The sequence below is a fragment of the bacterium genome (assembly GCA_020444065.1).
Lineage (GTDB): Bacteria > Sumerlaeota > Sumerlaeia > SLMS01 > JAHLLQ01 > JAHLLQ01.
This window is the reverse complement of record JAHLLQ010000005.1, coordinates 260,449-273,770: the sequence shown is the minus strand read 5'-3', so window position 1 is coordinate 273,770 and position 13,322 is coordinate 260,449. Positions and strand designations below refer to the sequence as shown.

The window sequence follows — 13,322 nt, the reverse complement described above, 5'->3', positions numbered from 1 at the left end:
GCCGGCCTTGCAGCCGGCCACGAGCTTCACCACCACATGGTTCAGGAGGGTTGGAGATTCGTTTGGGTTAGTTATACAGCGCCCAGTCGACCACGCTCGTATTGCCCGGGCCTGCGCCACCGAACAGCGGGCCGCCACCGGAGGCTGCTGCATCGTAGGCGGCAGCGGACGGACGAAGGAAGTCGTCGCTGGCACCATAGGTGTAGGTCGTGCTGACGTAGGCCGGATCGTCGTTGATGACGTTGGTCTGGTTCAGCGTGAAGTTACCTGCCGAGCCGTCGTACGTGCCGTCGAATTCGGCGGCCAGAGCGTCGGTTCCAGCCGTCACGAGGGCGGTGTTCGTCAGGTTGGTTGTCGACTCGCCACCAGCGCGCATGTTGATGCCAGTGTCGCCTGCGCCGGAGAGGATACAATCCGTCACGTTGAACGTGATGCCGTCCATCAGGCCGTAGAAGTTGATGGCATACTGCGTGCCCGCGGGGTTCTGGCCATCGTGGAACGTGCAGTTGCTGATGGTGCGATCCGTCGTGGTCGAAACGGCCGCGGTGTCGCCGTAGCCGTAGCGAATGCCGGTGTCGGTGCCGTCGGCATCGTCGTTGGTCTGGCTGTTGTAGGCGAAGCGGCAGTATTCCATGAGCGTCGGGCCCTGGCCCGGTCCCATGTCGTTCTCGCCGCCGTTCTCAAGAACGTCGACCCAGCCCATGTACGTCCAGTCGTAGTCGGCATCCGGAACAACCGTCATGCCTTCTTCATCAACGTCGACTTGGCCGCTACCGCGAACGAGGATGCGGTCTGTGGCCGTTCCCTGAATGTTCAGCGTGCCCGTGTTCGTGCCGCCAACGACGAAGCAGGACTCGCCGGACCATGCAAAGACGCAGCCCTCAAGCACGTCGAGGTTCATGTAGTCGCCGCCGTGGCTGAAGTTCTCGAGTTCCGTGTTGAAGATCTTCACATTGCGCATCACCATGTTTGCGAATGTCGGAGAAGGATCTTCCGTTGAACTGCTGAACGTATTGATACCGCGACCGTAGTGCGTCGTGTCCGCCCACTCGTTCGTGTCTGGATCCATCGCCGCCACGTTGCCGGTCTTGCTGCCGGCGATCGTGATGTCTTCGAGCGTCAGATCAAAAGCGGTCAGAGGACCGTTTTCGTACGTGTCGATCGTCATCACACGCACGCCGGAGGAACCGCCGACCGTGTCATCGAGAGTCACGCCGGCACCAACGTACGCCGGCACGAAGATCAGGTTGTTGATGTTATAGGTTGCCTCATCAGCCTCGAGAACCAGGGCGGCGTAGGTCGTGCCCGTCGCGTAGTTGGCCTGGCTGCCGGCGGTGGCTGCATCGGTGATGATCGTGTAAGGCGTGTCATTGGCATCTGCATCGCCATTGATCGTGACGCCGCCGAAAGCAGCCGTCTTCAGATCGATGCAGGAAGGCTCAACGGCCGGGCCGTCGGTGGTCACATTGATGACCCACGGCGCGCCGACTGCGTTGACGTCGAGATAGTCGACGGCTTCGTCGATGGTTCCGAAGGTCGTCGGCGGATTCTGAACACCGGAAACCTCAACGGTGACCGGGGTCGTCGAGAATACGCGACCAGTCAAGTTGACGTCGTGCGTCGCCGAGACATTGTCGTTCGAGTGCAGCGTCAGCAGGGCGTCGTCAAAGATATCTCCACCGCTCGCCGGTGCCGTCAAACGAACCGTCACATCTTCCGATGCACCCGGTGCAATGTTCAGAGGAAGCGCCGTCTGGATCGAGAAGTTGCCTGCATCGGCGCCTGTGAGGGCCGTTGTGCCGTCCACGACCAGCGTTGCAGTCGCTGACGGGTGATTCGTGATCGTGACGACCTGATCGACGGTTCCACTCTCGGCAAGACGACCGTAGTCAAGGTCGGTGGCCTCAACCAGCATGATCGGATCGCGAACTGTTCCGCCCGGAGTGCCTTCGATACGAATGTTGTCGATGAAGACCTCTTCGCTGCTATCGACGGACACGTCGAGTTCCAACTGGAAGCTGACAACACCGGTCGGCACATCGAACGTGAACTCTTGGTAGGTCAGACCCAGGGCCGTGCCATCGCCGACATCGTCGAAGTCGGTATCTTGCGCCATGGCTGCGGTGCCATCGGCGGTGAATCCACCAATGCGGGTCACGGGACCAAGGACCTCGTGGCACTCGACGCGGATGTAGTCGGAAGTCTCAAAGTTCAAGGCGTCGGTCGACGCCAGGAGCATCTTGACCTGAACATTCGAATAGCCATTCACATTGACCGGATCGAACGTGATTGAGACGGTCCCACCGCTTATGCCGTCCTGACCGACGTCTTCCGCGGTCAGTTCAGCAGCGCCATCGCGTCCGGTTACTGCGGGGTTCGATGTGGAAACCAGGGGAATCGTGCCGGGATAGTTGACTGTGAAGTAGTCATTATAGCTGTCGCTGGCGAAGATCGCCATATCCGCGTCGCCGGGATTCGGTGTCGCGGCGCTGGGATAAATCCACCAGATGGCGGGCGAGGACGGGACGGGATCGGGCGCGACGATACTCGTCACAAAGCCCATCTCACCCACGGCGTCCTCGAACGACGTGAAAGCAATCTGGTCCGCCTGTGCCAGTGGTGCCGTTGCGACCATCATGGCGCAGGCTGTCAAAATCGCCTTGGTTTTCTTCGGAATTCTCTCCTTGAATGTCATTACATTCTCCTTTCAGAAGATGTCTTGCTAGGCTGGGTATTCCTCGGGATTGATTATTTTCTAGTTACAGAATGTATCGCGAATCGAGACCTTACGGTCCCCAGCGCGAGATGTCTCCATCACTGATCGAACCGTTCGTTGGATCGTACTGGATGTGCATGTAGTACGGACCGTCGCCACTTGGGCCCGTTGCATTGTTGTCGCTATCGATCTCGCCATCCGGTCCCCAGGAACTGAGGAACCATAGGGCGGACTGAAGCTCTGAATCCGGTCCCCAAGGGTTTGTGACGAGCGGAGTCGACTGGCGCTCGAAGTAATCGAACACGTCCGCTCCCCAGGTCAGGGGGATGTTTTGCTCACGACCATTCCAGAAGACATCCTTCGGGATCGTCGTGATGTAGGCGACGGGAGTGGTCATCATGATGTAGCGATCGATGACCCGATTGCGAACGCGCGTGTTTCCGAACGGACGCGATGCCGGCGGATAGCGGTTCCAGTCGATGGAGTAGGATTCGATGGCCGTGACAATCGTGCGCTGGTCGGCATGAACGCGGCTGACCTTGGAACGCGTCTGCGCCTCAAGGAAGTTCGGAACCGCAATAGCCGCCAGGATTGCGATAATCGCGACCACGATCAGAAGTTCGATCAGTGTGAATCCTGCTTTCTGCTTTTGAATGGTCTTGTTCTTCAATGTTCTTCCTTCCGTCGGTTATCGATCGGCCAGAGGGCCGACCAACTAGATGAGTTCCTCTTTTGGAGAGGCGGCAAAAACGGACGCCATGCAGGGAGAACAGATCGCCTTGTCGAAGAGGGCCGACTTCAGCTTGCGCATCATGCCGAGCCATCCTCCCTGCGCAATGGCGTCCGCAATCGGCTCGTTGAGAACCTTCTGAAGCGCTCGGGCTTCAGCCCAGCTCTCCTCGATACAGAGCTTCCACAAATGCGCGAATTGTCCGGGTAACAAGTTGGCAGTCGACGGAACGATGCCGATGGCACCTTCGCTGGCTGCCTCAACAATGGCCATCTCGTCGCCCGCCAGCACACCCTTGCCATGCTTGCGTGCGACTTCGATTGCCTGGACTCGATAATGCGGATCCCCCGTGCTGTCTTTCAGCGCGATGACCTTCTCGCGACCCATCAGTTCATCAACTAGCTCCAGCGAAAGGCCGTTTCCGGTAAACGATGGAATTGTGTAAAGCTCCACCGGCACCGGACTGCGATCGATGACCGCCTGGTAGAACTGAGAAAGCGAAGCATCGTCCAGCGGGAAGTAGGGGGGGGGATGCAGGGCCACCGCCTGCGCGCCAGCCTCGCCGGCATGCTCACAGAGGTCGAGAACCTGCTCGAGAGACGTCGAGCCGATGCCCACAACGACAGGCACGCGGCCGGCGGCAGCTTCTACCACCGCCTCTACCAGCCTCCGGCGCGTTGTCGGCGAAAGCGCCAATGCTTCACCAGTCGTCCCTGTCGGCATCACCCCGTCAACTCCACCCTGCACCACATGATTCACCAGCCGATGGACGGCCTCCACATCACACTCTCCATTCTCGCAGAGAGGTGTGACAAGAGGAACAACGACGCCATGGAGTAGACTGCGATTCAATGAATGCCTCCTTGTCGATAAGATGCAGAAACGAACATTGGTCCGCTCCAAAACCGTGAACGACGAGTACAAATAGAGATCACTGAAGTCAACAGAAATGTGCAGAGAACTATACCACAAGAAATTGGCCATCAACTCCAATAAAACCAAGTCTTTCCATCTCAATATCGCCAGTTGGCGCCCATAGTTGCGGCAAAAAAACATAGTTATCACCACTTAGAGCGGAGTTTTGGCGACAACTCTACAACAAAGCCGTTCCATAACCGACAAGGAATTCATGATAACTCTATTTATATCAATCATAAAGAAAACTTGATTGGCCGCAAGTTTTCCCTCGACAACTTCACATCTCTAGGCCTAGAGTCTCCACAATTAGAGCGAGCGGCGAGGGTGTCCTGGCTCTGAATCGATCGCATGGGGCATCATAGACGGCTCCAAGACTCCCCGGAAGTTCGAAACTCTACATCTCTAGTCGGTTACACTTCTGGATGGACACTGGAATTGGGATTGGATGAAGATTCGGGACCGCGGAAAGAAAGAAGAAGCCATGGGAGCTCATGACGAAATAACACGGCCAAGGCCTCCGGCTGCGGCACGTCCAAACGGGAACTCGCCAAAGCCACAGTATCTGAGGATTGCAGATGATCTGGAGAAGCGCATCCGAACCTCGGTCTATGCCCCGAATGATCCGCTGCCGACGTTCAATGAGTTGTGCGCGGAGTACCAGGTCAGCCTCGCCACGGTGAATAAGGCGATTCAGGAGTTGGATAGCCGCGGATGCGTGATCCGCGTTCGGGGCAAGGGCGTTTTCGCGGCTTCTCGCGAGCATCGGGAGAGCTCCGATGGCAAGGCCGCCACGGCTCACATGAGCATTGGTCTCGTGATTCCCGATCTGGCCAATCCCTACTTCGCATCGATGGCGAAGAAGATCCAGGCCTTGCTGCACGCCGAGCAGTACACGGTGATCACCCACAGTACGGACGGCAGTCTCCAACTCTGGAATCAGTACTTGAACCGCCTGATCAGCAATCGTGTGAATGGGATCATCATCGTCCCGCTGGATACCAGCGGAACCGAAAAAGAGATCGTGCTGTGGCGTCTGAAGATCGCGCGCATTCCATTCATCTATATGAACTCGAATTACCCGCGCGTACCAACTGACTATGTGAAATCCGATGTCAGCCAGGGCGTTCGAGATGTTGCCGAGTACCTGGTCTCGCTCGGGCACACGCGTTTCGGCTGCATCAGTGCCCAGCCCTTCATGAATCTGACTCGGAAGAAGATGGATGTCTTCCGCGATGCGCTGCACGAGCACGGAATCGAGCTTCGCGAAGAAGATATGATCGTCAGTTCCTTCGAGCATGACGAGGGCGGACATGAGGCCGCTCGACACCTTCTCTCTCGCCCGGTGGGTGAGCGTCCGACAGCGATCTTCGCCACCAACGACGTCATCGCCTTCGGCGTGACGGCTGCAGCGAAAGACTTAGGCCTGAAGGTTCCGGACGATGTGTCCGTCGTTGGTTTTGACAATATCGAAGCGACTCGGTTCACTTCTCCCCCACTGACGACCGTGGAGCAGCCGGTCGACCGAATCTCAGCCAAGGCGGCCGAACTGATTCTGAAGCGAATCCAGGGGAAACTCCCCGCAGACTTCCAAGAGCATATTTTCCGACCGCAGTTCATTGAACGCGGAAGTTGCCGACCATTCAAAGAGACGAATTCCGGCAAGAAATGAGGGGCAAGCGACAGTGAAATCCTGTCCTTCTCAGCAGAGACGTTCCCGTTTCGCTCCAAAACCGTAGAAGACGAAGCGGAATCGACCAAGCCTGAAAGGACATGGCATGAAAGTATCATTCATTGATTTGGGAATCATTGCGATCTACTTGCTCGGTACAGTCGCATTCGGTTTCCTGTTTCTGAAAAAGAGCAAGAGTTCCGAAGGGTTCACGGCAGCGAACCGATCGCTTCCCGGGTGGGCATGCGGCATGTCCATCCTGGCGACCTATGTCAGCAGCATTAGCTTCCTCGCCATTCCCGGCAACGCGATGGGGACGAACTGGAATGCCTATGTGTTTTCCCTCTCGCTGCCGATCGCCACACTCCTGGCGGTGAAGTTCTTCGTCCCCCTGTACCGTAGTAGGAACGAAGTCTCCGCCTACAGCTATCTTGAAGCACGATTCGGAACGTGGGCGCGCATCTATGCTAGTAGCTGCTATCTCCTGACTCAGATCGCTCGCATGGGAACAGTCATGTACTTGATGGCCTTGCCGGTCAGCGAGTTGCTCGGCATCAACATCATCTGGATCATCATCATCACAGGCATCGCCGTCTCCGTTTACACTCTCGTGGGCGGATTGGAAGCGGTTGTCTGGAATGATACGATCCAGGGGTTCCTGCTCGCCATTGGTGCGCTGGCATGTCTCGGCATCCTGATGTTCGGCATGCCCGAGGGTCCCGGCCAAGTCTTCCGCATCGGTGCGGAGAATCACAAATTCAGCCTTGGCAGCTTCGGACTCGATCTGACCAAGTCGACATTCTGGGTCGTGATGATTTACGGCGTTTTCATCAACCTTCAGAACTTCGGCATCGACCAGAGCTACATCCAACGCTTCATCTCCGCGAAGTCCGACAAGGAAGCGACTCTCTCGACCTGGATGGGCGGACTTCTTTACATCCCGGTTTCGGCCCTCTTCTTCCTCATCGGAACGGCCCTCTTCGCCTACTACAAGGTTCAGCCCGATCTGATCCCGGCCGAGTACCTTCAGCCCGGGAACTCGGACAAGGTCTTCCCGTACTTCATCGTCAACGGGTTGCCGACGGGTGCGACGGGCCTACTCATCGCCGCCATCTTCGCCGCCGCCATGAGTACCGTCTCCACCAGCGTGAACAGCGCCGCCACCGTGGTCTATTCCGACTTCTACAAGCGCCTGATTCGCCCTAATGCTACCGAAAAGCAGTCGATGATGGTTCTCTACGGAACGACGATCGTCCTTGGCATTCTGGGAATCCTCCTGGCACTAGCCATGATCAACGTGAAGAGCGCGCTCGATGTGTGGTGGAAGCTCGCCGGCATCTTCAGCGGCGGTATGCTCGGTCTGTTCCTGCTCGGCTACTTCTCGCGCTTCACGCGCAACACCGAAGCGGTCATCGGCGTCGTCGCCGGCGTCCTGGTGATTACCTGGATGAGCCTTTCCTCCTGGAAGCCAGAGCTTCTCGGGGGGCTGGCCAGCCCGCTGCACAGCTACATGACGATCGTCTTCGGCACGTCGACCATCGTCCTTGTCGGCTTCCTGCTGACGTTGGCTTTCGGCAGAAAAAACGCCGCCGGGACACAAGCTTAAGCGCAGACCCTAAAAAGTCGCTGCAAATACCAGAACTCCGCCGGGAATCCTCGGCGGAGTTCTTAAAAACGAGCTGCTGATACACAATCATGTTCAATCGGTTGCCCCGGACATGGCTCAATCCGGCAGGTAAATCTCGCCGCCCTTATCTTTGAACTCTTCGCTCATTTCTTCCATGCCCTTGGCCCTAGCTTCCTCGGCGGAATACCCGTGCTCGTCGGCGTAGTCGCGGATCTGCTGGGTGATTTCCATCGAGCAGAACTTCGGCCCGCACATGGAGCAGAAGTGGGCGACTTTCGCGCCCTCGGCGGGAAGCGTCTCGTCGTGGAAGGACTTCGCCTTCTCCGGATCCAGCGACAGGTTGAACTGGTCGTCCCAGCGGAACTCGAAGCGCGCTTTGGACAGCGCATTGTCGCGGGCCTGCGCGCCGGGATGTCCCTTTGCCAGGTCGGCCGCGTGGGCGGCGATCTTGTACGTCACCACGCCTTCGCGGACGTCGTTCTTGTCCGGCAGACCGAGATGCTCCTTCGGTGTCACATAGCAAAGCATCGCAGTGCCGTACCATCCAATCATCGCGGCGCCGATCGCCGACGTGATGTGATCGTAGCCTGGCGCAATGTCCGTCGTCAGCGGCCCGAGCGTGTAGAAAGGCGCTTCGCCGCACCACTCGAGCTGCTTGTCCATGTTGTCCTTGATCATGTGCATGGGAACGTGCCCGGGACCTTCGTTCATGACCTGCACGTCGAACTCCCACGCGCGGCGCGTCAGATCGCCTTGGACTTTCAACTCGCCGTACTGTGGTTCGTCGTTTGCATCTTCGATGCTGCCCGGGCGCAGACCGTCGCCGATCGAGAAAGCCACATCGTAGGCCGCCATGATCTCGCAGATTTCGTCCCAGTGCGTGTAGAGGAAGTTCTCCTTGTGATGCGCCAGGCACCACTTGGCGATGATCGATCCGCCGCGGCTGACGATGCCCGTGCGGCGCTTTGCGGTCAGCGGAATGAACCGCAGCAGCACCCCCGCGTGAATCGTGAAGTAGTCCACGCCCTGCTCGGCCTGCTCGATCAGCGTGTCGCGGAAGATGTCCCAGGTCAGTTCTTCCGGTCGGCCGTCGACTTTCTCCAGTGCCTGGTACATCGGGACGGTCCCGATTGGCGCCGGCGAGTTGCGCAGAATCCACTCGCGCGTTTCATGAATGTTCGGGCCGGTGGACAAGTCCATCACCGTGTCCGACCCCCAACGCACCGCCCACACCATCTTCTCGACTTCTTCCTCGATCGAGGACGACACGGCCGAGTTGCCGATGTTCGCGTTGATCTTCACCAGGAAGTTCCGCCCGATGATCATCGGCTCGATTTCCGGGTGATTGATGTTCGCGGGGATGATCGCGCGGCCGCGCGCCACCTCGTCGCGAACGAATTCCGGCGTGATGACCTTCGGGATCGCCGCGCCGAAGTTTTCGCCCGGGTGCTGGCGCAACACTTCGCCCAGCGCTTCGTTCTTCATGTTCTCGCGGATCGCGATGTGTTCCATTTCGGGCGTGATGATGCCCTGGCGCGCGTAGTGCATCTGAGTGACACGCTTGCCGGCCTTCGCGCGGCGCGGCTGACGGGAAACTGGGAACCGGATCGCCTCGGTCGCGGAGTCGCTCCAACGGCGGCGCGTATAGTCGGACGTGTAATCGCCGAGCCGCTCGGTGTCGCCGCGCTCCTCGATCCACTTGTCGCGAAGCGCCGGCAGTCCCTTCCGAATGTCGATCTTTGCGTCCGGGTCAGTATAGGGACCGGACGTATCATAAACGGCAATCGGCGGATTCGGCACATCGACGGGCTTGCCGCTCATCATGCCGGCCGTGGTGACCGCCTGGGAAATCTCGCGCATCGGCACGCGGATCGATGGGTCGCTGCCCTCGACGTAGATCTTGCGCGAGTTTGGAAACGGCTCGCGGGTAATCAATTCGGCCTGAAGGGCCGCTTTGGACTTATTGGAGTCGGTAATCGACATGAAGCTCTCCTCATCGATAGTTCCGAGGGGAGCGAGAGGCGGAATTGCCAGGGGACAATCGGGGCAAGACGGCTTCGCTTCCCTACGCCGGTATGATCCGGTTCAGGTTCAGGGGCTCCCGCGGTGCATCTTGGCCGAAACCGCGTCTCAGGCGCTGATTGGCGCCGCACCCAGCGAACAACGGGAGGCTATGCGAAGAGCGTTCCCAAACTCAAGGGAAGGCTGGGGCAGGCGGCGGACACCGCCGAAACACTTTCTCCTTTCCTGGCTCGGGTTTCGCTCTATCATCGCTCCCCGGGAGGCATCACCGTTGGCACCGTCGAAATCTGGACACCCACCGATCCGAATCACCGGCGCGCGCACGCACAACCTGCGCGGCGTGGATATCGAATTCCCGGCCGGGCGGCGCACAGTCGTGACCGGGGTCAGCGGTTCCGGCAAGTCCTCCCTGGCCTTCGATACGCTGTTTGCCGAGGGCCAGCGCCGCTACGTCGAGTCGCTTTCCACCTACGCCCGCCAGTTCATCGCCCGCATGCCGCGGCCGGATGTCGACGCGATCGATCACATCCCACCGGCGATCGCCCTCGAGCAGAAAAACCCCGTTCGGAACGCGCGGTCGACCATCGGCACGGCCACGGAGATCAACGATTTCCTACGGCTGATCTTCGCAAAGATCGGAGAGATCGTTTGCCCGGACTGCGACGAGCCGGTGTGGGCGGACACGTCGCGTTCGGTAACGGACGCGATCTTCGATCTTGGCGACGGAGCTCGCTTCTACATTCTCGCGCCGATCGAGTTGGAAAGCGCCAAGCGACTCGACGGGACGCTGCGTGAGATGAAGCGCCAGGGCTTCACGCGTCTGTTCATCGGCGACGAGATGGTTGATCTCGATGCACCGGATTGGAAACCACCGAAAGGGCTGACGGCATTCTCGGTTCTGATCGATCGCATGGCGGCAAAGGAATCCGCGCGGACACGCTGCGCCGATGCCGTGCGCCAGGCCTTCCGTGTCGGGCATGGGCGCGTGATCGTGCGGACGACCGATGGCGAGGAGACGACTTACCACTCCGACTTGGTCTGCAATTCGTGCGGTCGCCAGTTCCGCGTGCCCGAACCGCGACTGTTCAGTTTTTCCAACCCGCTCGGCGCGTGTCCGATGTGCCAGGGATTCGGCCGCGTCACGGGGCTGGACTGGGACCGCGTCATTCCCGATCCGACGCTTTCGATCGAGGAGGGCGCCATCGCGCCGTTCCGTGGCGAAACCGGCGGAGAGTGGCTCGACTGGTTCCGCGGAATGAATCACGATTTCGGCGTCGACCTGTGGAAGCCGTGGAAGGATCTCTCGGAGCGCGAGTTGCGCATCATGCGCGACGGCAAAGCGAAGTGGACCGGCATCAGCGGCTACTTCGAATACCTGGAGTCCAAACGCTACAAGGTGCAGGCGCGGATTCAGATCGCGCGTTATCGCGGATTCACGGAGTGCGAAGATTGCGGCGGCACGCGCCTGGTGCCAGATGCCCGAGCCGTCCTTGTCGGTGGCAGAAGCATCGCCGATCTGTGTCGCATGAATGTGCTCGCGTTGCGCGAGTGGTTTGCGGCGTTGGAGCTTTCGCGCGAGGCCGAGCAAACGGTCGAACGCCCTCTGCGCGAGACGCGCGCACGACTCGATTATCTGGCGGAAGTCGGTCTCGGCTACCTGACGCTCGATCGCCAGACGCGCACATTGTCAGGCGGAGAAGCCCAACGCATCAACCTCGCGACGGCACTGGGCAGTGCATTGACCGAGACGCTGTATGTGCTCGACGAACCCACCGTTGGTTTGCATCCGCGCGATACGGATCGCCTGGTCGGTGTTCTCGATCGATTGAAGACGCTCGGGAATACCGTCGTGGTCGTGGAGCATGATCTGGACGTCATCCGTACGGCGGATCACCTTGTGGATCTCGGCCCGGCCGCCGGCGAACATGGCGGGCGAATCGTGTATGCAGGACCGCCCGATAAGATCAATGCGGAAGCCACCGAGTCGCAGACCGCGCGCTTTCTGAAGACGAATGGCGCCGAAGCGAAGCCTGCGAAGAAGGGCAAGACGACAACGCGATTCGGACGACGTGAGCCGAACGGATGGGTCGAGGTGCAGGGCGCTCACGAGAACAACCTCGACTTCTTGACGGTGAAGTTTCCGCTCGGCGTGCTGGGAGTCGTGACCGGCGTCAGCGGTTCTGGAAAGTCCACGCTGGTTTCGCGCTGCATGTGGGCAAACTACCGGCGCGAGCAAGGCGACGTCGATGTCGAGCCGGGAAAGATCACCGGACTTGCCGGCTTTGAGCAAATCGATGACGTCGTTCTAGTTGATCAGTCATCCATCGGACGGTCGTCGCGGTCGAATGCCGCGACGTATTTGAAAGCCTACGATGGCATCCGACGATTACTGGCAGATTCGCGCATCGGCCGACGCAAGAATCTGACGCCGCGGGACTTCTCATTCAACGTCTCCGGCGGGCGGTGCGAGGCATGCGAGGGCACCGGCACAAAGGTCATCGACATGCAGTTTCTCTCCGACGTCGAAGTTGTTTGCGACGTGTGCGAGGGGCGCCGTTTTCAGGATCGCGTGCTCGACGTCGAATGGAACGGCTACAACATCGAACGCATTCTGAACCTGACCGTCGAGGAAGCGCTGAAGGTTTTTGCCGGCTATCGTGCCGTTACAAAAGGCCTGGAACCACTGGTCGATGTCGGTCTTGGATACCTGCGGCTGGGCCAGCCGACAAATACGTTGTCCGGTGGCGAAGCGCAGCGCCTCAAGTTGGCAAGCCACCTGGCGACGGCCGCATCAAAGCAGGGCAATCTGCTGCTCATTTTTGATGAGCCAACAACCGGGCTGCATGCCGCGGATCTCGAGGTACTGCTGCGTGTATTCGATAAGGCAATCGACCGCGGCTTCTCGCTGCTGGTCATCGAGCACAATCTCGAACTGATTCGCCGCGCGGACTGGATCATCGACCTCGGCCCGGAAGGCGGCGACGCCGGCGGCCACGTGGTGGCTCAAGGAACTCCAGAACAAGTCGCTGCCCGCAAAGAGAGCCTAACCGGCCAGCACCTGGCGCGGGTTATTGGAAAATAGGGACGGAGCCGACCGCCGCTACTTCTTCCTCGGCATCGGATGCGGCTTGATCTTCTTATTACGGGGCATCGGAGCGTCGGGTTTCAGCAGTGCGTTGCCTCCGACAACGACGCCCTGTTCGATGCGCACTTGAAAGAGCTCGTCCAGCTCGCCCTTGATCGCCACGCTGCCTTTGTCGCCATTCATGTGGACGCTGATCAGTGAATCGCCGGCTTGCTCCCGCAGTTCATCGTACGACATGCCAATCTTCACGCCCTTCTTGGCTAGGCCGGGCGGAATCTTGCCGGAGCGCTCCCACCCGGGCGGGACTTTGCCTTCCTTCGCCAGTCCGGGGGGCATGCCTTCCTCTGCGTTGAATTCGCCGGCGACGGGCGCCATCTCGCCATCGATCCGCCCGGGATACTCGCCCTGGATTTCGATATTCGCCTTTTCGGCAGTGGAGCACGCAGCAACGGCAAACATCACCGCCACCAGAAGCATCATCATTGAATAGCGAATGAATCGCATGGAGCTTTCTCCCGCAGGAAGTTTCACAACACGACGAATGGTACCCGCGCC

8 protein-coding genes and 1 riboswitch are annotated in these 13,322 nt (G+C 59.3%); of the genes, 3 read left to right on the top strand and 5 right to left on the bottom strand.

All coding sequences use genetic code 11. The features are described from left to right. Window positions 1-67: 67 nt before the first annotated feature. The 3 genes from KQI84_13950 to KQI84_13940 all read right to left on the bottom strand — a co-directional run bounded on the left by KQI84_13950 (window position 68) and on the right by KQI84_13940 (window position 4,502). On the bottom strand, window positions 68-2,695 hold the full coding sequence (locus KQI84_13950; GenBank protein MCB2155981.1) for a hypothetical protein: 2,628 nt from the start codon (window positions 2,693-2,695) through the stop codon (window positions 68-70). A gap of 91 nt (window positions 2,696-2,786) precedes the next feature. Further along, window positions 2,787-3,371 carry a prepilin-type N-terminal cleavage/methylation domain-containing protein gene (locus KQI84_13945; protein ID MCB2155980.1) on the bottom strand — a complete coding sequence of 195 codons (585 nt, stop codon included), beginning with the start codon at window positions 3,369-3,371 and terminating at the stop codon, window positions 2,787-2,789. Between the two features lie 60 nt (window positions 3,372-3,431). Next, window positions 3,432-4,502 (bottom strand): dihydrodipicolinate synthase family protein, encoded by a 1,071-nt coding sequence (locus tag KQI84_13940; GenBank protein MCB2155979.1) that lies wholly within the window; start codon window positions 4,500-4,502, stop codon window positions 3,432-3,434. A gap of 307 nt (window positions 4,503-4,809) precedes the next feature. Here KQI84_13940 and KQI84_13935 point away from each other — a divergent pair, with 307 nt between their 5' ends. Then, window positions 4,810-6,033, top strand: a complete 1,224-nt coding sequence (locus tag KQI84_13935; GenBank protein ID MCB2155978.1) for a GntR family transcriptional regulator — start codon at window positions 4,810-4,812, stop codon at window positions 6,031-6,033. Between the two features lie 106 nt (window positions 6,034-6,139). Further along, the gene (locus tag KQI84_13930; protein ID MCB2155977.1) at window positions 6,140-7,639 is read left to right on the top strand and encodes a sodium:solute symporter; all 1,500 of its coding nucleotides are present in this window, start codon (window positions 6,140-6,142) and stop codon (window positions 7,637-7,639) included. 117 nt (window positions 7,640-7,756) lie between these two features. Here KQI84_13930 and thiC read toward each other — a convergent pair whose 3' ends face one another. Continuing rightward, window positions 7,757-9,643 (bottom strand): phosphomethylpyrimidine synthase ThiC, encoded by a 1,887-nt coding sequence (gene thiC / locus KQI84_13925; GenBank protein MCB2155976.1) that lies wholly within the window; start codon window positions 9,641-9,643, stop codon window positions 7,757-7,759. 62 nt (window positions 9,644-9,705) lie between these two features. After that, window positions 9,706-9,825: riboswitch (TPP riboswitch) on the bottom strand. Between the two features lie 128 nt (window positions 9,826-9,953). Between thiC and uvrA the strand changes: the two genes are divergently transcribed. Continuing rightward, window positions 9,954-12,764, top strand: a complete 2,811-nt coding sequence (gene uvrA, locus KQI84_13920; GenBank protein ID MCB2155975.1) for an excinuclease ABC subunit UvrA — start codon at window positions 9,954-9,956, stop codon at window positions 12,762-12,764. A gap of 18 nt (window positions 12,765-12,782) precedes the next feature. Here the strand turns inward: uvrA and KQI84_13915 are convergent, their stop codons facing one another. After that, window positions 12,783-13,271, bottom strand: a complete 489-nt coding sequence (locus KQI84_13915) for a hypothetical protein (GenBank protein ID MCB2155974.1) — start codon at window positions 13,269-13,271, stop codon at window positions 12,783-12,785. Window positions 13,272-13,322 lie beyond the last annotated feature (51 nt).

What these genes read in the sequence shown, in the direction of transcription:
- KQI84_13950 (MCB2155981.1), bottom strand. Translation starts at nt 2,695, where the DNA reads ATGACATTCAAGGAGAGAATTCCGAAGAAAACCAAGGCGATTTTGACA.
- KQI84_13940 (MCB2155979.1), bottom strand. Translation starts at nt 4,502, where the DNA reads ATGTTTTTTTGCCGCAACTATGGGCGCCAACTGGCGATATTGAGATGG.
- KQI84_13935 (MCB2155978.1), top strand. Translation starts at nt 4,810, where the DNA reads ATGAAGATTCGGGACCGCGGAAAGAAAGAAGAAGCCATGGGAGCTCAT.
- KQI84_13930 (MCB2155977.1), top strand. Translation starts at nt 6,140, where the DNA reads ATGAAAGTATCATTCATTGATTTGGGAATCATTGCGATCTACTTGCTC.
- thiC (MCB2155976.1), bottom strand. Translation starts at nt 9,643, where the DNA reads ATGTCGATTACCGACTCCAATAAGTCCAAAGCGGCCCTTCAGGCCGAA.
- KQI84_13915 (MCB2155974.1), bottom strand. Translation starts at nt 13,271, where the DNA reads ATGCGATTCATTCGCTATTCAATGATGATGCTTCTGGTGGCGGTGATG.